Source organism: Hymenobacter ruber (assembly GCF_054783255.1).
In genome coordinates, this window is sequence record NZ_BAAGQX010000004.1 from 2189619 (window position 1) to 2208555 (window position 18937).

Sequence of the window (18937 nt, forward strand, 5' to 3'; positions counted from 1 at the left end):
TCGGATTCGACGGTTTTCACGGATTATGTCTTCCTAACTTTGTTGCTCACAACGCTGCCCTCTTCATCGGGGGCAGCGTTTTTGTTTTCTTTGCAGCCATGGACTCCAACCTCGACGCACTCAAATACCCCATCGGCCGGCCGCAGCTGCCCACCGGTCCCCTGGCCCCGGCCGAACGCACGGCGCTTATCCAGCAGCTGGCGGAACTGCCGGCCCAACTCACAGCTATGGCCCGCCAGGTGGGCGGCGAGGGCCTGCAACGCCCCTACCGCCCCGGCGGCTGGACCGGCCGCCAGGTAATCCACCACGTGGCCGACTCGCACATCAATAGCTACGTGCGCTTTCGCTTGGCTCTGACGGAAGACAACCCCACCATCAGCCCCTACGACGAGCAGGCCTGGGCCGAACTGCCCGATGTGGCCGCCACGCCCATCACGGTGTCGCTCACGCTGCTGGAGGCGCTGCATTCGCGTTGGGTGACGCTGCTGCACCACCTCACCGAGGCGCAGTGGCAGCGCACCTTCTACCACCCCGGCAACCAGCGCAAATCGACGCTTGACCAGGCGTTGGCGCTATACGCCTGGCACGGGCGGCACCATCTGGCGCATTTGCAAATGCTGCTACCCCAAGCATAACGTCGTCCTGCTGCTACGTAAAAAGCCCGTTCGCTGTGCAGCGAACGGGCTTTTTACGTAGCAGCAGGACGCGCCTAGATACCGCCGCCAGATTCGCTTTCTTCGGCAAAAGCGGCCATGCCGCCTTCGGTTTCTTCGTCGACGCGCTTGGCGGCGCGCACCAGGCTGCTGCTGAAGATGAAGTCGCGCAGCTCGGGCACTGTGGCGTTCAGGATTTCGTCCTTGGTGCCGTCCCACAGCTTTTTGCCTTGGTGCAGGAAAATGATGTGCTCGCCAATCTCAATCACCGAGTTCATGTCGTGGGTTACGATGACGGTGGTAATGTTGTATTCGTGGGTGATTTCGTGAATCAGGTTGTCGATTTTGATACTGGTGGCGGGGTCGAGGCCAGAGTTGGGCTCGTCGCAAAACAGGTATGTACATTGCGGCGCAATGGCGCGGGCAATGCCTACGCGCTTCTTCATGCCGCCCGAAATTTCGGCGGGCATCTTGTTGCCCGCGTTTTCCAGGCCCACGCGCTTGAGGCAGAATTCGACCCGTTCGCGCCGCTCTTCGGGCGACATTTCGGGCGTCAGCATTTGCAGCGGGAATTCCACGTTCTGGGCCACCGTCATCGAGTCGAACAAGGCCGAACCCTGGAACAGCATCCCGATTTTGCGGCGGATTTCCTGGCGGATATCGATTTTACTGTTGGTGTAAACCGTGCCATCGAAGGTGATGGAGCCGATATCAGGCTTCATCAACCCCACAATGCACTGCAACAGCACGCTTTTGCCCGTGCCCGAGCCGCCCAGCAACAGGTTGCACTTGCCGGTTTCGAACACGCACGAAATGCCTTTCAAAACGGGATTGCCGTCGAAGGATTTTTCGATGTTGGATACTTCAATCATATGGTAGCTAGTGGCTAATAATCAGAGCAGCAACGCCGCCAGAGCGAAATCGGCAATGAGGATGGCGATGATGGAATTGGTTACGGCACCGGTGCTGGCTGCGCCTACTTCGAGGGCGCCGCCGGTGGTGTAATAACCCTTGAAGGCCGAAATACCCGATACCAGGAAGGCAAATACCACGGCCTTGATGAGGGCAAAAACGATGTTATAAGGAATAAAATCGGTGCGGATGCCTTCGATATAGTCTTGGGCCGTCATGACGCCGGTGAGGGTGCCGGCCAGGTAGCCGCCCAGGATGGACAGCAGCATAGCCAGAATAACCAGCAGCGGGAACATGAGCAGCGCGGCCAGAATGCGCGGCAGCACGAGGTAAGACGTGGAATTGATGCCCATTACTTCCAGCGCCGACACCTGCTCGGTGATGCGCATGGTGCCCAGGCCGCCGGCGATGCTGGAACCGACTTTGCCCGCCAGCACGATGCTCGTGATGGTGGGGGCCAGTTCCAGAATGGTCATTTCGCGCACCATGTAGCCGATGGTGGACTGCGGAATGAGCGGATTGGTCAGGTTGTAGGCAATCTGCACGCAGGTAACGGCCCCGATGAAGGCCGACACGATGGACACGATGACAATGGAATCGACCCCGATAAGGATGGCTTCGTCGATGGTGCGGTTCCAGAGGACGCTGAACCGCTCCGTGCGCACCACCATGCCCCGCAGGAAAAGGACAAACGCGCCGAAAGATTTAAGCATAAGAATTTGTTGAAAAATAAAAACCGAAGTTTGGGCGCGGCGGTTGCCGCAGACGAAACTTCAGAGGCTTCGCCACCTTACGTAAATCAGATGAACAGAGCCCAAACGAGCGAAAAATTAATTGTCGTCACCGGCGGCAGCAAAGGTATTGGTCGCGCCGTGGTGGCGCGCTTTCTGCGGGCCGGCTACCCGGTGGCCACCTGCGCCCGCTCGGCCAATGACTTGGCCGCGCTTACAACCGAATTGGCGGCCGATGTTCCCGGGGCCGTGCTGCACACCCTGCCCGCCGACCTCAGCCAGCAGGCCGACTGCGCCCGTTTCGCGGCTTTCGTGCTGGGACTGGGGTTGCCCGTAGAGGTGCTGGTGAACAACGCCGGGGCCTTCGTTCCCGGCCGCTTGCAGGACGAACCCGCCGATGGCTCGCAGCTGCGCCAGATGTTGGCCGTGAACCTGCTCAGTGCTTACGACGTGACGCTGCCGCTGCTGCCGGGCCTCATTGCGCAGGGCCACGGGCATATTTTCACGGTTTGCTCCACGGCCAGCATCACGGCTTACCCCAATGGCGGCTCCTACGGCATTGCCAAGCACGCACTGCTGGGTTTTACCAAAAACCTGCGGGAGGAGCTGAAAACCAGCGGTGTGCGCGTTACGGCCGTGTTGCCCGGCCCTACGCTCACGGCCAGTTGGGCCGGCGTGGAGCTGCCCGCTGAGCGGTTTGTGCAGGCCGAGGACGTAGCCGAAGCCGTCTTTTCAACCTACTCCCTTTCGCCCCAAGCCGTGGTGGAAGAGCTGCTGATTCGGCCGCAGTTGGGCGATTTATAAACGCGGACTATTCGGATTCCGGCGCGGGCCGGCGAATCCAGCGCTCATAAACATAAAGCAGTGCCACAGCCCAGAACAGGGCTTCGGCAATGCCAGCAAGTGGCTTTAGCCACGGGCGGAACAGGGACATGGCCACCACGGCACTCATGGCAGTCAGCACCCAGGCGATTTTTAAGTAATCGAGCAGCCCGCGCTGCGACTTAGCGCGAAACCAGAGGCCGTAGGTAATGGCTACGGCCAAAGCACCTGCTAGGAGCAATTGGTCACTAAATTCCCAGTGCTCAATCTTAAATAATGCGCCTACGCCCACCAAGGCCAGCCCCAGGCCGAGCCCGATGGCCAGGCGCGTGTTGTTCCAGATGCCGCTACTGGTGAGCAACAGGCCCAGCAGCATCCATTTCAAAATAGCCAGCGGCGTTGAAGCCCAGGTAGCAAGGAAATCAGTCATGCGCGGGATAATGGGTGACGCTACTCCTGCTTTTTGCTGCCGTTGCCGGTTACTTTAATATCGGTAACCGTGGGTGCGCCACCGTAATACAAGGTGCCATTGCCGGCTACAGTACCGGCCAGGGCTTCGCTGGCGCGCGCGTGGGCGTCGCCGTCGCTGTCGCGCGTCAGGGTAAAATAGCAGACCTTGGGCGTTATGCCCTGGGCAAACAGCCGCCCCGAGCCGCCCAACGTGAAATCCATCCGCTCGGCGGTGCCCTGTATCGTCATATCGCCCAGTTCGTACTGGTCGAGATAAAGCTGGCGCGCTTTCACGTTGAGGGCCATGTCGCCGGCCCCGATGAGGTGAAAGAAGATGGTGTCCTGCACAAACTGGCCCACGGTGCTGGTATTGCCCTGCCCGCGCAAAAACACATTGGTGATGCGCGGCACGTGCAGCGTCACTTCGCGGGGCGTGTCGTAGCTGCGGGCCCAGTTGCAGGTGCTGGTGTTGTTAATTTCCAGCGCATTGCCTTTGCGCGTGAGCACAATGTCGCTGATGAGGTTTTCGCCGGCCCGCACTTCGGCATAGGTCTGCGTATCCTGCACGAGGCGCAGGTCCACGTTGTCGAAGGCCGTGACGGTGACCAGGCCGGCGTCTACGTCGCGGCGCTGGGTGACGATGGTGCCGGTACTTTTCAGGCAATCGGTACCGTGGCCGGAGCCGCAGGTGCTCAAACCAACCATCAGGGCAAGACCGAATCCGATGCGGCCCAGGCCGCGCAGTACCCTAAACCCACCCAGGCCGCTAACTTGCGGCCGCAAACTCGTATTGCGCATATTCAGCCTTACTTTTCCCAAAGATAAATGGACCTCACCGGTAAAGTTGCCATCGTCACGGGCGCGAGCAAAGGAATTGGCCGCGCCACCGTCGAAGCCCTGCTGGCGCGTGGCGCGGCCGTGGCCGGCTGGGCGCGCTCCGCTCCTGCGGGATTGGTGCACGACCGGTTCCAGTTTTTCGAGTGCGACGTGCAGGATGAGCACTCCATCACCGAAGCCTTCACCAATACCCAGCGTGAGTTAGGCCCCGAAATCCACGTGCTGGTCAACAACGCCGGCCTGGGCATTATGGGCGAGGTCGATGGCTTCAGGACTGAGGATTGGAAAACGATGTTCGATACCAACGTATTGGGCACCTTCCTCTGCACCCGCGCCGTGTTGCCGCAAATGAAGCGCCAGCACGCGGGCCACATCGTGAACGTGGCGTCGCTGGCCGGCACGGCGGGCACAGCCGGAATGTCGGGCTACTGCGCCACCAAATTCGCAGTGCGAGGATTTTCGGACGCGTTGTTTAAGGAGGTGCGGCCGGCGGGTATTCGTGTCACCTGCATCATGCCGGGCTCGGTCGAGACCAACTTCAACGGCAAAGAGCCCGGTACCACGCCCGACCCGCACAAGATGCAGCCCGAAGATATTGCGGCCGCCATTGTGCACGCCATCGAAGCGCCGGACACGACAATGATTTCCGAGATTCAGCTGCGCCCGGCGCAAGTCAAATAATATGGTAGAAATCGAGCACCTGACCAAAACCTACGGCACCCAGAACGCCGTGGACAACATCAGCTTCACGGCGGGCAAGGGTGAAATAGTGGGCTTCCTCGGGCCAAACGGCGCGGGCAAAAGCACGACCATGAAAATTGCCACCGGCTACCTTCCTCCCACCGCCGGCACCGTGCGCGTGGCCGGCTACGACGTACTTACCGACAGCCTGGAAGTGCGCCGCCACGTGGGCTACCTGCCCGAGCACAACCCGCTTTACCTCGATATGTACGTGCACGAGTACCTCGAATTCATTGGGGCAGTGCACGGGCTGCGCGGCGCCGGCCTGCGCAACCGCGTGAGTGAGCTGGTGCGCCGCGTGGGCCTGAGCCGCGAGCAGAACAAGCAAATTGGGGCGCTCAGCAAGGGTTACCGGCAGCGCGTGGGCCTGGCCCAGGCCCTGATTCACGACCCCAACGTGCTCATTCTCGACGAGCCCACCACCGGCCTCGACCCCAACCAGATTCTGGAAATCCGCCAGCTCATCCGCGAGGTGGGCGAGGATAAAACCGTCATTTTCAGCACCCACATTCTGCCCGAAGTCACGGCGCTGTGCTCCCGCGTGCTCATCATCAGCCGCGGCAAGCTGGTGGCCGACAGCCCGGTGGCTGAGCTGGCCGCCCGCGCCGCCGGCGAAACTGTAGTCCGCGCCGAGTTCGAAGGCGCGGTGGACACCGCCAAACTGGCCAAATTGCCCAACGTGCGCCACGTCGAACTCGCGCCCGATGGCGCCGTCCTGCTGCGCACCGCGCCGGGCACTGATGTCCGCGCCGCTGTGTCGCGCCTGGCCGGGCAGGAAGGCTGGATTCTGCTGGGGCTGCGGCAGGAGCAGCAGAGCCTGGAGGAGGTATTTGGGGAATTGACGAAGTAGAACAATTTAATCGACTGTCATCCTGAGCGCAGCGAAGGACTTTATGACAGTTGAACCATAGGTAGTATTATAAACCCAGCGAACGTGAGAAGGTCCTTCGCTGCGCTCAGGATGACAAACGGTAAAAAATGCTCACCATTCTAAGAAAAGAATTTAACGCTTTCCTGAACTCCCCCGTGGCCTACGTGGTGCTGGGGGTGTTCCTGATTGCGACGGGCCTGTTCGTCTGGGTTTTTCCCGATAGCAGCGTACTCGACTACGGCTACGCCGACCTGCAGACGCTGTTCAACCTGGCCCCGTGGATTTTCCTGTTCCTCATCCCGGCTCTCACCATGCGCACGTTTGCGGAGGAGAAGAAGGCCGGCACCATTGAGCTGCTGCTGACGCGGCCGCTGACGGACGGGCAGATTATCGGCGGCAAGTACCTAGCCTGTCTGCTGCTGGCCCTGCTGGCGCTGGTGCCCACGCTGCTCTACTACTACTCGGTGTACAAGTTAGGCAGCCCCGAGGGCAACATCGATTCGGCCGCTACGGTGGGCTCCTACCTGGGGCTGGCGTTGCTGGCGGCGGTATTTGCGGCCATTGGCGTACTGGCCTCGGCCCTCACGCGCGACCAGATTATTGCCTTTCTGGTGGCCGTGGTGGGCTGCTTTCTGGTGTATTCGGGGTTCGATTCGCTGGCCTCGGTGCTGCAGGGCAGCTCGGCTTACTACGTGAGTCAGCTCGGCATCGCGGCGCACTACCGCGACCTCAGCAAGGGCCTGATTGACTCTCGGGATTTAGTTTATTTCTTTAGCTTGGTGGCAATTGCCTTGCAGGCCACTCGCTTAGCACTACGGAGTCGTAATTGGTAATGGAAAATACGTTGACGACCTCCCCGGTAGCCGCCCCGGTTCCGGCCTCCCGCAAGCAACGTGATTTGCTGCAATTTGCCGCAGTAGTAGGCTTGCTGCTGCTGTTCAATTTCACGGCCCAGCGCTTCTTTTTCCGGCTCGATTTGACCGAGGAAAAGCGCTACACCATGTCGGACGCGACCAAGAAATTGTTGCGCGATTTGAAGCAACCGGTCACCATCACGGTGTACCTCACCGGCGATTTCCCGCCCGCCTTCCGCCGCCTGGAGCAGGGCGTGCGCGAGACGCTGACCGAATTCCAGGTGTACGGCGGGGCCAACCTGAACTACATTTTCATCGACCCCAGCGCCGGCAGCACCGAAGCCGCCCGCAACGCCTTCTACCAAACCCTTTTCAAAAAGGGACTGAAACCCACCAATCTCGGCGCCACCGAAAACGGCAAGCGCGTCGAGAAAATCATTTTTCCTTACGCCGTGGTGAGCGTGGGCGGGCACGACAAATCGGTGCTGCTGCTGCGCGGCAACCAGGCCGCCCCGGCCGAAGTGCGCCTCAACCAAAGCATCGAAGGGCTCGAATACGAGCTGGCCAGCACCATCCGGGCGCTGGTGCCCAGCCTGCGCAAGCGCATCGGCGTGGTGGAAGGCCACGGCGAACTCGACAACGTGCAGGCCGGCGACATGCTCGGCTCGTGGCAACAGCAGTACGACGTGTTCCGGGTGACGCTGAGCAAGGTGAAGGACCTGAGCGCGCTCGATGCCATCGTGGTGGCCCAGCCCAAAACGCCTTATTCCGAAGACGACAAGTTCAAGCTCGACCAATTCATCACCCAGGGCGGCCGGGCGCTGTTTTTCGTCGATGCCCTGCGCGTCGACCTCGACAGCGTGAGCCGCAACGGGGCCTCGCTGGCCACGCCTTACAACCTCAACCTCGACGACCTGTTCTTCAAATACGGCCTGCGCCTGAACCCCAACCTGCTGCTCGACCTCAACAGCGGCCAGATTCCGCTCGTGACGGGCATGGAGGGCAACAAGCCCAAAATCGAGCCCATGCCCTGGCAGCTCTACCCGCTCATCAACAAGTTCAGCCCCCACCCCATCACCCGCAACCTCGACGCGGTGTACCTGAAATTTGTGGGCAACCTCGACACGGTGAAGGCCACCGGCATCCGCAAAACTGCCCTGCTGAGCACCTCGCGCTACACCCGCTTGCTGCCCGCCCCGGTGCCCATCAACTTCAACGACGCTCGCCTCGAGCCCAACCCCAAGCTCTATCAGAAGGGCTTCCAGCCGGTAGGCTACCTGCTCGAAGGCCAGTTCACCTCGCTCTTCGCTAACCGCGCCCGGCCCGGCACCCTACAGTTTCAGCCCGAAAAGCCAGCCAACGCCAAGCCCAGCAAAATCCTGGTGCTGGCCGATGGCGACTTCATCCGTTCCGACATCGACCCCAAAACCGGCAACCCCTACCGCCTGGGCTTCGACCGCCTCGCCAACACCGAATTTGCCAACCGCGAGCTCGTCCTCAACGCCACCGACTACCTGCTCGACGAAACCGGCCTCATCGCCGTGCGCGGCAAGCAAATCACCCTCCGTCCCCTCGATAAAGTGAAGCTGGCCGAACAGCGCCGCCGCTGGCAGCTGCTGAACCTCGGCGCGCCGTTGGTGCTGCTAGGGGCGTTTGGGGCCGTACGGGCGTGGCGGCGCAAGCGGCGGTATGCGGGGTTTGAAACGGCGTAGGCTAATGAAGCGGAAACAGGTCATTCTCGCAAGCCTGCTGTTGCTTGTTTGCTTGCTTTTAGGCTTACTCATTCGCCCGATTAGCCACCTTTGGCATGCTCGCCAGCACGATGCTAATAATCTGGTTCGCTTGGCCAAAGGGCAAGCCAACGATGTTAGTCGGTTAAACCAAACTGCTATCCGCAAAGAAGTTGCCGTTGCAACTGACACGGCCGCCGCATTGCGCCAGCTACGCGAACTGTTACGCTATGCTCACCAGCATCACTTACCAGTTTCAATTGCTGGGGCCAGCCATAGCATGGGTGGCCATACGCTTGCGCCTGATGGTATTCGGATAAATATGCTGCCCTTCCGGCAGTTCTCACTCGATACCGTAACGCATATACTGACAGTAGGCAGCGGGGCTTTGTGGGCTGAAATTATTCCGTATTTAAATCGTTACGGCCGCGCCATATCCACCATGCAATCGGATAATGCGTTTTCCGTAGGTGGTTCGTTGAGCGTGAATTGCCACGGCTGGCAGCCCAATCAACCTCCGATTGCAGCTACGGTCGAATCGTTGCGGTTGCTCATAGCCAATGGACAATTGCTGACGTGTAGCCGACAGCAAAACCAGCGTCTGTTTTCACTGGCATTGGGCGGCTACGGCCTGATGGGCATTATACTGGAGGTTAAGCTGCGCACGGTTCCGAATGAAATTTATTCTTACCACCGCGTCTACGCGCCGGCATCCTCGTACCTGACGCAATACCGTGAGCATGTTGATATGAACCCGCGGATTCGGCTGGTTTACGGCCGCCTCAACGTGACGCCTGACAATTTTCTTGAAGACGTAATGCTCAATTACTTTGAGCGCGAACGGCCAGCGCCCACAGGCAGTACGCTGCAGGAGCCCGGCCTTGCAGAGCTGAAACGCGCCATTTTTCTGGGCTCGAAGCGCGATGGCTACGGCAAGCAGCTACGCTGGAATATGGAGCGCACCTTCACACGCACCCAGGTTGGCAACGAGTTTTCCCGCAATCAGATTATGAATGAAAATCCGGCGCTGTATATGAATCGCACCGCTGGCCAAACCGACATCCTACACGAATACTTCATTCCAAGGCGCAACTTTGACGCTTTCCGGCGGGCATTGCAGCGCATCGTACCCAAGCATAAAGCGGATTTGCTGAATATTACCCTCCGCAATGTGTACCCAGACCACGACACATTCCTTTCCTATGCTCGCGAAGAAATGTTTGGCTTTGTGATGTTCTTCAATCAGGATATCACTCCGCAGGCTGAACTGGATATGAAAGCCCTCACGCAAGAGTTGATTGACGCCGCCATAAAACTCGATGGAGTGTATTATCTCCCCTATCGACTGCACGCCACCCCAGCACAATTATCACGGGCATACCCGATGATGCCGGCATTTCTACGCCAGAAAAAACAGTATGACCCCGATGAGCTGTTTCAAAACAAGTTTTACCTACAATACCGGATTTTAGGTGCTGATACTTCGTTAACAGCACGCCGATAATTAAGGTCTACATTCCAGCTTCCAAACGCCAACCCCGGCGCGTATCTTTGCCCTCCCCCAACCCCAACCAAGGCCTTTCTTATGAAATTCATTGTTTCGTCCTCCGCGCTGCTCAAGCAGCTGCAAAGCATCAACGGCGTGGTCACGAACAACCCCGTGGTGCCCATTCTGGAGAACTTTCTCTTTGAGATTGAGGCCGGTAAGCTTACCATCACGGCTTCCGACTTGGAAACCAGCATGATTACCGAGCTGCCCGTGGAGGCCCGCGAAACCGGCCGCATTGCTGCGCCCGCCCGCATCCTGCTCGATACCCTCAAGAACCTGCCCGACCAGCCCGTAACTTTCACGCTGGACGAGGAAACGTACACCATCGAAATCAGCTCCTCGAACGGCCGCTACAAGCTGGCCGGCGAGAATGCCGCCGACTTCCCCCGCGTGCCGGTGGTGAAGGGCTCAGCCCCGATTGAGATGCCCTCCTCGTCGCTGGCCCGCGCCATCAACAAAACCATCTTCGCGGTGAGCACCGACGAGCTGCGCCCGGCCATGACCGGCATTCTGGTGCAGCTGGCCGACTCGCAGGTGACCTTCGTGGCTACCGACGGGCACCGCCTGCTCCGCTACCGCCGCCAGGACGTGGGCGCCGGCCAAACCGCCAACCTCATCATCCCGCGCAAAGCCTTCAATCTGCTGAAAGGCACCCTGCCTTCGGAGGCCACGCCGGTGAAGATGGAGTTCAACCAGAGCAATGCTTTCTTCTCCTTCAACCAGATGCGCCTCGTGTGCCGCCTGATTGACGAGCGGTACCCGGACTACGAAAACGTGATTCCGGTGAGCAACCCTAACAAGCTCATCATCAACCGCGCCGAGCTGCTGAATTCGGTGCGCCGCATCAGCATCTACTCCAACAAAACCACCCACCAGGTGCGCCTGCGCCTGGCCGGCTCGGAGCTGGTGGTATCGGCCGAAGACCTCGATTTCAGCAACGAAGCCAAGGAAACACTTACCTGCCAGTACGACGGCGAGGACATGGAAATCGGTTTCAACGCCCGCTTCCTGCTCGAAATGCTCTCGAATATCGACTCCGAGGAAATCACGCTGGAGCTGAGCACGCCCAACCGCGCCGGCCTGCTCATGCCCACCACCCCGGACGACAACGAAAGCATCCTGATGCTGGTGATGCCGGTAATGCTGAACAACTACGTTTAACTTTTTGCCTCCAAAACTGTCATCCTGAACGTAGCGAAGGACCTTATCACCGCTGAACGACAATCGTTCTGATTTGATAAGGTCCTTCGTCTTTGCTTTATGCGCAAAATGCTCAGGATGACAACTTTTTACTCGATATGAAAAAATCAGAAATCCGCTTCAGCATCGCCCTCGACGATAACAAAGTACCCGAGGCCATCAGCTGGTCGGCTACCGACGCAGGACCGGACATCCACTTTGCTAAAGCCATCAACATTGCGCTGTGGGACCGGGAGCAGGTCGGCACCATGAAAATTGACCTTTGGACCAAGGACATGCCCGTGGACGAGATGAAGCGCTTCGTGGTCGACAACATCGGCTCGATGGCCGAGAACATCGTAACGGCAACCGACGATAAGGAGATGGCCAACAAGATGCGCGCCCTCTGCAAAGAGCTGTCGGAGTACCTCGATAAGCAGGAGCAAACCCAGGAGCGCCTGTAACACATGCTATAGCTTGTGCTTTCTGGAACACAAATTCTATAAAAAAGCCCCGCCGGAAATATCCGGCGGGGCTTTTTTGCATTCGGAGCTTAAGCTAAAGCTGACATTACATTATCGAGCGTTGCGGCCCAGGTTACCCGAGGGGCGGTTGGTGGGCCGGGTGCTGGTCGGGGCAATAGAAGCATCATTGGCGCGGGCCGGCGACGGGTTCTGCACCGAATTGGTGAGCAAAATACTGGCTGACTGGTTGGCAAAGTCGCGGTCCGTTTTGTTATAAACGCCGCGGGAGCCGAAATAGCTGGTGTACTGGTCGTTGCTGAGAAAGGCCTGGAATTCCTGGTCCCGCTCTTTGCAGACGCCATTGCACTGCTCATCAATCAACCTTTGGTTGCCGGCATTTTTGCGCTCAATTGCCGCCATCTTGGCGATTTTATCGGCGTTGACGGCGCGGAGCTTAGTGGCTTGGTAGTTGTTCAGGTGCAGGTCGCGCACCATTTGTTCGCTGAGGCGGTCGGCACGGGCTTGCACGGGGTTGAGGCGGGGGCTGGACTGGGTTTTGTCCTGCACGGCCACGGTGCTGTTCGGCCCCTGCTGGGCGGCAGCAGAACCGGCCAGAAGCGCCAGGAAAAGAGAAGCAAAAGCAGTTTTCGTCGTCATCGTCGTAGGGGTTTCAGTTGCACACTTACGCAAGGACCGGGCCAGCCCTGAGCGGCGCAGTCACCGAATTCAACGCAAAAAAGCGCGGCACGGTTCGGATTTATTGTCCCGGCATTGCCCCAACGCTATATTCTACCACTTGTTTTTCCACATCATCGACTCCACCGGCTTGTCGGTCTTGTCGTTGTATTTGGCGTTTTCCTTGCGGTTGTAGAAGGTGTTCACATCGCCCTGCACTGTGAAATAAATGAGCTGACCGATGGGCATATTCCGGTACACGCGCACGGGCATCGACACGCTGATTTCCAGCGTCCAATGGTTGCAAAAGCCCACATCGCCCTTGCCGGCGGTGGCATGAATATCGATGCCGAGGCGGCCCACGCTGCTCTTGCCTTCGAGGAAGGGCACAGTGGCGTGGGTTTCGGTGTATTCCTGCGTCACGCCGAGGTAGAGGCGACCGGGCTGGAGCACGTAGCCTTCGTCTTCGGGGATTTCAAAGGTGTCGATTTCGTTGTGCTTCCGGGCGTCCAGCACCTCATCGCGGTAGGTGGCGAGGTACTTGCCAAGATGCACATCGTAAGAATTGGTGCCCAGGCAGCTGCGGTCGTAGGGCTCGATGACGATGGTGCCTTTTTCGATTTCCGCGAGGATTTGCTGGTCGGTAAGAATCATAGGGGATTGTAGGATGTGAAATTTTAGAACGTCATGCAGAGCGCAGCGAAGCATCTTGCCCGTCACCACCAATTCATTCGATTGGATTACTTACTGCGGGCAAGATGCTGCGCTCTGCATGACGACCAGATTATTTAATTCCTCAGTCGTCGTCGTGGCGGTACGGGCCGGCGGGCTCGCCTTCGGCTTCCTCTTCTTCATCGTCTTCGTACCGGTCTTCGCGCAGGCCGCCGGGGTTGCGGTTGGGCCGTAGGCGGCTGGCGAAGCTACGGGGCTCCGGTTCGGGCTCCGGTTCGGCGCTGAGATTGTTGATGCGGCGATTCATCGCCGGCAGTACGTTGGTAATGAGGTGGAATATCATCCCGGCGCTGGCCAGGCTCAGCAGCAGCGTGAGGTAGTCGACCCAGTCGTGGTGCGGGGCCGGGCCGGCTGGCACCACGGGGGCGCTGGTGAGTGGGGCTTCATCGGCCGCGGCGGGCGTAGTTTCCACTTGTGAGCCGTCGGCGTCGTTGGTGGTGAGTGGAGCCGTGACGGGGGCTTCGGGCTGGGCACCGTTATCGGCAACAGGTACGGTGGGGCCGGCCGCCGCGCCGGAGTCGTTGAACTGGGCGCTGGCCTGCTGAATGAGGCGCTGCTCGGCCCGGATGAGCGACACCCGCTCATCACGCGGCAGGTTGTGAATGAAGAACTCGAAGTTCTTGTCCAGCAGCACCGATTTCAGCTGTTTATCGAACTCCGCCAATGTGAGCGGGCCGTTGCCGAAACGGTTTTTGTACCGCTCGGCAATGCCGTTGTAGTTCAGAAATAGCTGCTTGAGCGCCTTGTTATCACCAAAGCCATCGAAGGCGCGACGGGCGGCGGCGGTGCGCAACGTGAGCGGGAACTTGCCCCGGGTGAACGACTTGTCGTACACCGTTTCCATGGTGCGGAAATTCAGCTCGTCGATGGTTTTATCGAAGAGGCGCTTGTTGGCCTGGGCGGGCGTTTCGGCGTGGGCAAACGCCGCAAATAACAAAAGCAGGCTTAGCAGACGGAATTTTAGCATCGGGCAAAGGTCGCAGGTTTAACGCTCGTTACAAGCTGTGCGCTTCTTTCAACGATTCGCGGCAGGCGGTCAGGTATTTTTCCACCAGCTCGTCGGTGATGGCCGTGGACACGAACAGGGCCTCGAATTGCGAAGGCGCGAGGTAGATGCCGCGGTCCAGCATGGCGTGGAAATAGCGGCCGAAGGCAGCGGTATCGCAGTGCTTGGCATCGTCCAAATTATTCACCGGCTTGTCTGTGAAAAACAGGCTGAACATGGAGCCTACCCGGTTCACGGTGTAGTTAAGGCCCAGCTCGGCAGCAATCTGGCGGGTGCCGTCGGCGAGGCGGGCGCTGCTGGCTTCGAGGGCGGTATACAGTTCGGGGTGCTCGTGCAGGTAGCGGAGTTGGGCCATGCCGGCGGCCGTAGCCATGGGGTTGCCGGAGAGCGTGCCGGCCTGGTATACTTTGCCGGCCGGGGCCACGCAGTTCATGATGTCTTCGCGGCCGCCGTAAGCGCCTACGGGCAGGCCGCCGCCGATGATTTTGCCCAGCGTCGTCATGTCGGCCGTGATGCCGTAGAGCTGCTGCGCGCCACCCGGCGCAAGGCGGAAGCCGGTCATCACCTCATCAAAAATGAGCACGATGCCGTGCCGGGTGCACAGGTCGCGCAGGCTTTGCAGGAAGCCTGCGGCGGGCGCTACGAGGCCCATGTTGCCTACCACGGGCTCCAGAATCAGGGCTGCTACTTGATTGGGATTAGCGGCGATGAGGGCTTCAACGGCGGGCAGGTCGTTGTAGGGCGCGGTGAGGGTGTCCTGAGCCACGCCCTGGGTTACGCCAGCCGAATCGGGTTCGCCGGCGGTGAGGGCACCGCTGCCAGCCGCAATCAGGAAGGCGTCGCCGTGGCCATGGTAGCAGCCTTCAAACTTGATGATTTTGGCGCGGCCGGTGTAGCCGCGGGCGGCGCGGATGGCCGACATACAGGCTTCCGTGCCGGAGTTTACGAGGCGGACTTTTTCAATGCTGGGCACCATTTCCCGAATCAACTCGGCCATTTCTACCTCGCGGTGCGTAGGCGCGCCGAAGCTGAGCGAGTTGGGCAGGGCCTGGCGCACGGCATCGAGCACCACTTCGGGCGCGTGGCCGAGAATCATCGGGCCCCAGGAGTTGATGAAGTCGACGTATTGGTTGCCGTCCACATCGGTGAGCCAGGCCCCGTGGGCGCTCTGCATGAATACCGGCGAGCCACCCACCGAGCGGAAGGCGCGCACCGGCGAGTTTACGCCGCCGGGAATGAGGGTTTTGGCACGTTCGAAAAGGGCAGCGGAAGTGGTGAGGTTGAGCATGAAATAGGAAGCGTTATAAATCTATTTTTTTTAAGAAAACGGTCATGCTGAGCGCAGTCGAAGCATCTCTACCGTGTAACTAATCAATACCGACTGCAACGAAGCGGTAGAAATGCTTCGACTGCGCTCAGCATGACGTGCTTTTGTAGCCGTGCTGGCGAATCTTAGCGCATCACCTGATACTCCAGGCCGCTGAGCTTGACGATGGGCACCACTTGGTTGTCGTGCGCGCCACCGGGGTAGCTTTCGCCTTCAAAGATGGCGCCCGTGGCCTGCGGCATGGTGGACAGGCCGGTTTGAAATGCCGGGCCGTATTGGAATAGCGCGTTGCCGAAATACAGCAGCATCTCAAAGCCCTGGCTGGCAAACATCGACGGCGGCAGGTGCTGGCGCTGCAAATACAGCTGCCGAAACCGACGGAAACCCAGCCCCTGCTCGTCGTAGTATTTGGGCTGAATGAAGTAGGTGGCGGGGCCATTGAGCTGGCTCACGTCGAGGCGCGGGTTATCGAGCCAGGAACCCGGGGCCAGCACACCGGGGCGTGTGGCGGCGGGCTGCTGCTGCACCAAGCGCAGGGCGTAGGGGCCGATACGGCGGTTATCAGACACCACCACAACGTGGCTGGCGGCGGCCAGCTCCGGCCCGGCAAAGGCGGCGGCGAGGCTCTCGTCCACATCGGGGTTGAAGCGGCGCAGGGCGCTGATTTTGCCGCCTTGCTCCTCAAACGTGGCCTTGTAGGCGGTAGCAAAATCGGCGTCGTCCTTGCTGTCTTCATACAATACGAGGCCCGGCCGGCCCGCCCCAAAGGCATTGAGCGCAAACTGCGCCGCTACCCGCCCCTGCGTGGCCGAGCTGGGTGCAAAGAGGTAATGCCACTGGTTATCAAGCACCAAGTCGCCGTCCTGAGAGAGTGGGTTGACGCAGATAATCTGGTGCTCGCGGGCGTAGCGGCCCAGTAGCTTAGCCCCTGATTTATAGACCGGGCCGATGAGCATGTCCATGCCGGCCAGTTCGGGCAGGGCCAGGGTTTGTTTTAGGGTGAGGGTATCGGCACCGGTGTCGTAGGCGAAAAGCTGGATGGGGCGGCCGGCGCGTTGCAGGCTGTCCTGGGCCAGGCGCAGGCCGGCGTAGAGGTCGGTCACGAACTGGTTTTTGCGCTGGGTTTGCCAGCTGGGGTCGGCCAGCTCGAAGGGCAGCAGCACGGCCACGTTGTAGCTGGTTTTCTTGACGGAAACCGGCCGGGGGCGCGGCGTGTAGCGGGCGGGGTCGAGGCTGAATTTGGCAATCAGCTCGTCGAGCTGCGGGCGGTCGGCATCGGTGAAGGCCCCGCCGGTAATGAGGTGGTCGGCGTAGGCACGGGCCAGGGTGGCATCGTCGGGGTAGCGGCGCAGGTTGCGCTGCCAGGTGTTGCGCTCCTTGATGCGGGGCAGGTAAGTGGCCTTCATGGCCTCGCGCTCGGCTACTAGCTTATCAGCAGGAAGCTGAGTCAGGGTTTTGAGGGCCGTGTCGAAATCCTCCTGCTCGAAGGAAACCTGCGCTTGTAGAAACAGCGCATCGGGCATATTCGGATAAGTCGGGTACTCAGTGCGGAGCAGGTTGAGCATCTGCTCGGCCTCGGGCCATTGCTTGAGGCGGGCGTTGGCCACGGCGGCCAGGTAGGCGGCATCGGCGGCGCGGGCGAAACGGGCGGTGGGCTGGGCCAGCGGCTCCAGCTGCGCGAGGGCGGCGGCGTAGTTGCCCTGGTCGAGTTGGGTTTTGCCGCTGCGGTAGCGCACGCCGGCTTCGGCGGGCGGCACGGCGGTGGGCTTGGGTTTGGTGGGTTGGGGCTTGGCGGGCTGAGTGGTAGCCGGCTGCGGCTTGGCCGGCGCAGCGATAGTAGGCTTGGCGACTGGCGGCTTGGCAGCGGGCAAAGGAGTAGCTGGCTTAGGCTTAACAGGCGTTTGGGCCAGCGCAGGGCTGGTGAGCAGCAGGCTGGCTACCAGCCACCGAAGCGGCCGCCGCAGCGAAGGAGTGAACGTCATTGAACCAGAAAACACGCTTGCCCCTGTGGTAAGCCGCGCAAAATTAGCCATAAATGCCTCCCGGCGGACACGCAGCCCGCCGGGCCGAACGTTGTCGTTTGCCCGACGCCGATGTAACCACTTCCCGGCGCTTCGGCATTAACTTTAACCTTATGCAAGTAACCACCCTCTCCGGCCAGTCCTTCACCCGCGCGCGGCTCACGCTGGTGTTCGCACTGGCTGCTTCCGTGGCCCTGAGCATCCTGCTGGTGGCGGGCCGCGTGTTGCTGACGGGCCGCCTCACGTTCCTGTTTATGCTCTGGAACCTATTTCTGGCTGTTGTGCCCTTTGCGCTCAGCACCATGCTGGGCACGGCCAAGGGACCGTTGCGGGCGCGCATGCTGGTACCGGTGGGGGCAGTATGGCTGCTGTTTTTCCCCAACGCGCCCTACATCCTCACCGATTTATTTCACCTCGATACCCGCCCCGGCGTGCCGCTCTGGTACGATTTGGCCCTGATACTCAGCTGCGCCTGGAACGGCCTGATGCTGGCCTACGCTTCCCTGTCCGACATGCAGCGGCTGGTGCAGCAGCGCCTGGGCTTCGGGGCCGGCTGGGGCTTTGCCGCGGTGGCGCTGTTGCTCAGCAGTTTCGGCATCTACCTGGGCCGTTACCTGCGCTTCAACTCCTGGAACATAGTCACCAATCCGCTCACGCTGTTTTTCGATATCGTGAACCGGATTTTGCACCCTTTTTCCTTTCCTGGAACGTGGGGCGTGACGCTGGTTTTTGGGCTGTTTCTGCTGGTAGGCTACGGCACGGTGCGGCTGCTGGGACGCCCGCACGAGTAATAGCACGAGCTTTAAATTCAATGCATTTCAAACGTTTTTCAAGCCCGGGCGCGGGATACAGTAACCCAGTACCACAATCCCGGCAGCAAAAAAAGCAGCCCTAACGTGACGGGCATAAACCACGCGCCCAAACCGGCCGTCTTTCCGGTGGCGGTTTGCCCGGTTTGAAACACCAGCAGGAGGAAAACAAGCACCATCCCGATTTTCAGGCTGCGAGTCAGTCGGATGGCTCCCCGGTACTGGCTTAGCGCGTTGGCGGGCGTGATTTCGGCAGGATAGTTAAGTACGTGGGGGAATTTGCCGGCAGCCGTGAGGGCAGCAAACAGCACGGTAGCTACCAGCGGCAGCATCAGGAGGCTGCTCTTTTCACCGTAATGGTCAGGCACGCCGGCCCCATTGAAGTGCACCGGAATAGTGGCGGGCAGGGTAAACAGACTCCAGATAGTCAGGCCCCAAAGCAAGACCAGCGCGCTCCAGGCGCATAGTTCTGCCGCCTGGTCGGCCGCCGTTTGGGGCACGGCGATTTTGGGTCTTGCTTCCATTTTCCGGTCAAAAGCTGGACTACTTTTCTTACTGAAGCATCTATCGCGGC

20 protein-coding genes are annotated in these 18937 nt (G+C 60.0%); 10 read left to right on the top strand and 10 right to left on the bottom strand.

The features are described 5' to 3' along the window. Positions 1 to 98 precede the first annotated feature (98 nt). Positions 99 to 635 (top strand): metal-dependent hydrolase, encoded by a 537-nt coding sequence (locus ACYVM5_RS19885; protein WP_460619829.1) that lies wholly within the window; start codon positions 99 to 101, stop codon positions 633 to 635. A gap of 74 nt (positions 636 to 709) precedes the next feature. On the opposite strand, the gene ACYVM5_RS19890 is transcribed toward ACYVM5_RS19885, so the two are convergent. Further along, a complete protein-coding gene (locus ACYVM5_RS19890; protein WP_198070392.1) occupies positions 710 to 1525 on the bottom strand; it encodes an ABC transporter ATP-binding protein in 816 nt (271 codons plus the stop codon). Between the two features lie 21 nt (positions 1526 to 1546). Further along, positions 1547 to 2278: an MlaE family ABC transporter permease gene (locus ACYVM5_RS19895; protein WP_460619830.1), complete on the bottom strand. Its 732-nt coding sequence runs from the start codon at positions 2276 to 2278 to the stop codon at positions 1547 to 1549. A 90-nt stretch (positions 2279 to 2368) separates the two neighbouring features. On the opposite strand from ACYVM5_RS19895, the gene ACYVM5_RS19900 reads away from it, so the two are divergent. Next, positions 2369 to 3100, top strand: a complete 732-nt coding sequence (locus ACYVM5_RS19900; protein WP_460619831.1) for an SDR family oxidoreductase — start codon at positions 2369 to 2371, stop codon at positions 3098 to 3100. 7 nt (positions 3101 to 3107) lie between these two features. Here ACYVM5_RS19900 and ACYVM5_RS19905 read toward each other — a convergent pair whose 3' ends face one another. Further along, a complete protein-coding gene (locus ACYVM5_RS19905) occupies positions 3108 to 3548 on the bottom strand; it encodes a GldL-related protein (protein WP_460619832.1) in 441 nt (146 codons plus the stop codon). A gap of 20 nt (positions 3549 to 3568) precedes the next feature. After that, positions 3569 to 4366, bottom strand: a complete 798-nt coding sequence (locus ACYVM5_RS19910; RefSeq protein ID WP_460619833.1) for a GIN domain-containing protein — start codon at positions 4364 to 4366, stop codon at positions 3569 to 3571. Between the two features lie 27 nt (positions 4367 to 4393). Here ACYVM5_RS19910 and ACYVM5_RS19915 point away from each other — a divergent pair, with 27 nt between their 5' ends. From ACYVM5_RS19915 to gldC, 7 genes are all read left to right on the top strand, one after another. Continuing rightward, positions 4394 to 5086: an SDR family oxidoreductase gene (locus tag ACYVM5_RS19915; protein WP_460619834.1), complete on the top strand. Its 693-nt coding sequence runs from the start codon at positions 4394 to 4396 to the stop codon at positions 5084 to 5086. A 1-nt stretch (position 5087) separates the two neighbouring features. Further along, a complete protein-coding gene (gldA, locus tag ACYVM5_RS19920; protein ID WP_460619835.1) occupies positions 5088 to 5996 on the top strand; it encodes a gliding motility-associated ABC transporter ATP-binding protein in 909 nt (302 codons plus the stop codon). 128 nt (positions 5997 to 6124) lie between these two features. Continuing rightward, on the top strand, positions 6125 to 6850 hold the full coding sequence (gene gldF, locus ACYVM5_RS19925; RefSeq protein ID WP_460619836.1) for an ABC-2 transporter permease: 726 nt from the start codon (positions 6125 to 6127) through the stop codon (positions 6848 to 6850). Continuing rightward, a complete protein-coding gene (gldG, locus tag ACYVM5_RS19930; protein ID WP_460619837.1) occupies positions 6850 to 8583 on the top strand; it encodes a motility-associated ABC transporter substrate-binding family protein in 1734 nt (577 codons plus the stop codon). The genes gldF and gldG overlap by 1 nt, the downstream gene beginning before the upstream one ends. A 4-nt stretch (positions 8584 to 8587) precedes the next feature. Then, the gene (locus ACYVM5_RS19935; protein ID WP_460619838.1) at positions 8588 to 10105 is read left to right on the top strand and encodes an FAD-binding protein; all 1518 of its coding nucleotides are present in this window, start codon (positions 8588 to 8590) and stop codon (positions 10103 to 10105) included. Between the two features lie 81 nt (positions 10106 to 10186). Further along, complete coding sequence (gene dnaN / locus ACYVM5_RS19940) at positions 10187 to 11311, top strand: DNA polymerase III subunit beta (RefSeq protein WP_460619839.1); 1125 nt, start codon at positions 10187 to 10189, stop codon at positions 11309 to 11311. A gap of 137 nt (positions 11312 to 11448) precedes the next feature. Further along, positions 11449 to 11793 (top strand): gliding motility protein GldC, encoded by a 345-nt coding sequence (gene gldC / locus ACYVM5_RS19945; protein ID WP_460619840.1) that lies wholly within the window; start codon positions 11449 to 11451, stop codon positions 11791 to 11793. Between the two features lie 111 nt (positions 11794 to 11904). Here the strand turns inward: gldC and ACYVM5_RS19950 are convergent, their stop codons facing one another. From ACYVM5_RS19950 to ACYVM5_RS19970, 5 genes are all read right to left on the bottom strand, one after another. Beyond that, positions 11905 to 12450: a hypothetical protein gene (locus ACYVM5_RS19950; RefSeq protein WP_460619841.1), complete on the bottom strand. Its 546-nt coding sequence runs from the start codon at positions 12448 to 12450 to the stop codon at positions 11905 to 11907. Positions 12451 to 12582: 132 nt separating this feature from the next. Then, positions 12583 to 13122, bottom strand: coding sequence for a dCTP deaminase (dcd, locus tag ACYVM5_RS19955; RefSeq protein ID WP_342295817.1), 540 nt, complete (start codon positions 13120 to 13122; stop codon positions 12583 to 12585). A 142-nt stretch (positions 13123 to 13264) separates the two neighbouring features. Continuing rightward, positions 13265 to 14167: a hypothetical protein gene (locus tag ACYVM5_RS19960; protein ID WP_460619842.1), complete on the bottom strand. Its 903-nt coding sequence runs from the start codon at positions 14165 to 14167 to the stop codon at positions 13265 to 13267. A 28-nt stretch (positions 14168 to 14195) separates the two neighbouring features. Next, on the bottom strand, positions 14196 to 15494 hold the full coding sequence (gene hemL / locus ACYVM5_RS19965; protein WP_460619843.1) for a glutamate-1-semialdehyde 2,1-aminomutase: 1299 nt from the start codon (positions 15492 to 15494) through the stop codon (positions 14196 to 14198). Between the two features lie 164 nt (positions 15495 to 15658). Continuing rightward, positions 15659 to 17515 (bottom strand): ABC transporter substrate-binding protein, encoded by a 1857-nt coding sequence (locus tag ACYVM5_RS19970; RefSeq protein ID WP_460619844.1) that lies wholly within the window; start codon positions 17513 to 17515, stop codon positions 15659 to 15661. A 152-nt stretch (positions 17516 to 17667) separates the two neighbouring features. Here ACYVM5_RS19970 and ACYVM5_RS19975 point away from each other — a divergent pair, with 152 nt between their 5' ends. Next, positions 17668 to 18345 carry a DUF1361 domain-containing protein gene (locus ACYVM5_RS19975; RefSeq protein WP_460619845.1) on the top strand — a complete coding sequence of 226 codons (678 nt, stop codon included), beginning with the start codon at positions 17668 to 17670 and terminating at the stop codon, positions 18343 to 18345. A 38-nt stretch (positions 18346 to 18383) separates the two neighbouring features. On the opposite strand, the gene ACYVM5_RS19980 is transcribed toward ACYVM5_RS19975, so the two are convergent. After that, positions 18384 to 18887, bottom strand: a complete 504-nt coding sequence (locus ACYVM5_RS19980) for a DUF1648 domain-containing protein (protein WP_460619846.1) — start codon at positions 18885 to 18887, stop codon at positions 18384 to 18386. Positions 18888 to 18937: the final 50 nt, after the last annotated feature.

Coding starts and splice junctions, on each gene's coding strand:
- ACYVM5_RS19885 (WP_460619829.1), top strand. CDS start 99: ATGGACTCCAACCTCGACGCACTCAAATACCCCATCGGCCGGCCGCAG.
- ACYVM5_RS19890 (WP_198070392.1), bottom strand. CDS start 1,525: ATGATTGAAGTATCCAACATCGAAAAATCCTTCGACGGCAATCCCGTT.
- ACYVM5_RS19895 (WP_460619830.1), bottom strand. CDS start 2,278: ATGCTTAAATCTTTCGGCGCGTTTGTCCTTTTCCTGCGGGGCATGGTG.
- ACYVM5_RS19900 (WP_460619831.1), top strand. CDS start 2,369: ATGAACAGAGCCCAAACGAGCGAAAAATTAATTGTCGTCACCGGCGGC.
- ACYVM5_RS19905 (WP_460619832.1), bottom strand. CDS start 3,548: ATGACTGATTTCCTTGCTACCTGGGCTTCAACGCCGCTGGCTATTTTG.
- ACYVM5_RS19910 (WP_460619833.1), bottom strand. CDS start 4,366: ATGCGCAATACGAGTTTGCGGCCGCAAGTTAGCGGCCTGGGTGGGTTT.
- ACYVM5_RS19915 (WP_460619834.1), top strand. CDS start 4,394: ATGGACCTCACCGGTAAAGTTGCCATCGTCACGGGCGCGAGCAAAGGA.
- gldA (WP_460619835.1), top strand. CDS start 5,088: ATGGTAGAAATCGAGCACCTGACCAAAACCTACGGCACCCAGAACGCC.
- gldF (WP_460619836.1), top strand. CDS start 6,125: ATGCTCACCATTCTAAGAAAAGAATTTAACGCTTTCCTGAACTCCCCC.
- gldG (WP_460619837.1), top strand. CDS start 6,850: ATGGAAAATACGTTGACGACCTCCCCGGTAGCCGCCCCGGTTCCGGCC.
- ACYVM5_RS19935 (WP_460619838.1), top strand. CDS start 8,588: ATGAAGCGGAAACAGGTCATTCTCGCAAGCCTGCTGTTGCTTGTTTGC.
- dnaN (WP_460619839.1), top strand. CDS start 10,187: ATGAAATTCATTGTTTCGTCCTCCGCGCTGCTCAAGCAGCTGCAAAGC.
- gldC (WP_460619840.1), top strand. CDS start 11,449: ATGAAAAAATCAGAAATCCGCTTCAGCATCGCCCTCGACGATAACAAA.
- ACYVM5_RS19950 (WP_460619841.1), bottom strand. CDS start 12,450: ATGACGACGAAAACTGCTTTTGCTTCTCTTTTCCTGGCGCTTCTGGCC.
- dcd (WP_342295817.1), bottom strand. CDS start 13,122: ATGATTCTTACCGACCAGCAAATCCTCGCGGAAATCGAAAAAGGCACC.
- ACYVM5_RS19960 (WP_460619842.1), bottom strand. CDS start 14,167: ATGCTAAAATTCCGTCTGCTAAGCCTGCTTTTGTTATTTGCGGCGTTT.
- hemL (WP_460619843.1), bottom strand. CDS start 15,494: ATGCTCAACCTCACCACTTCCGCTGCCCTTTTCGAACGTGCCAAAACC.
- ACYVM5_RS19970 (WP_460619844.1), bottom strand. CDS start 17,515: ATGACGTTCACTCCTTCGCTGCGGCGGCCGCTTCGGTGGCTGGTAGCC.
- ACYVM5_RS19975 (WP_460619845.1), top strand. CDS start 17,668: ATGCAAGTAACCACCCTCTCCGGCCAGTCCTTCACCCGCGCGCGGCTC.
- ACYVM5_RS19980 (WP_460619846.1), bottom strand. CDS start 18,887: ATGGAAGCAAGACCCAAAATCGCCGTGCCCCAAACGGCGGCCGACCAG.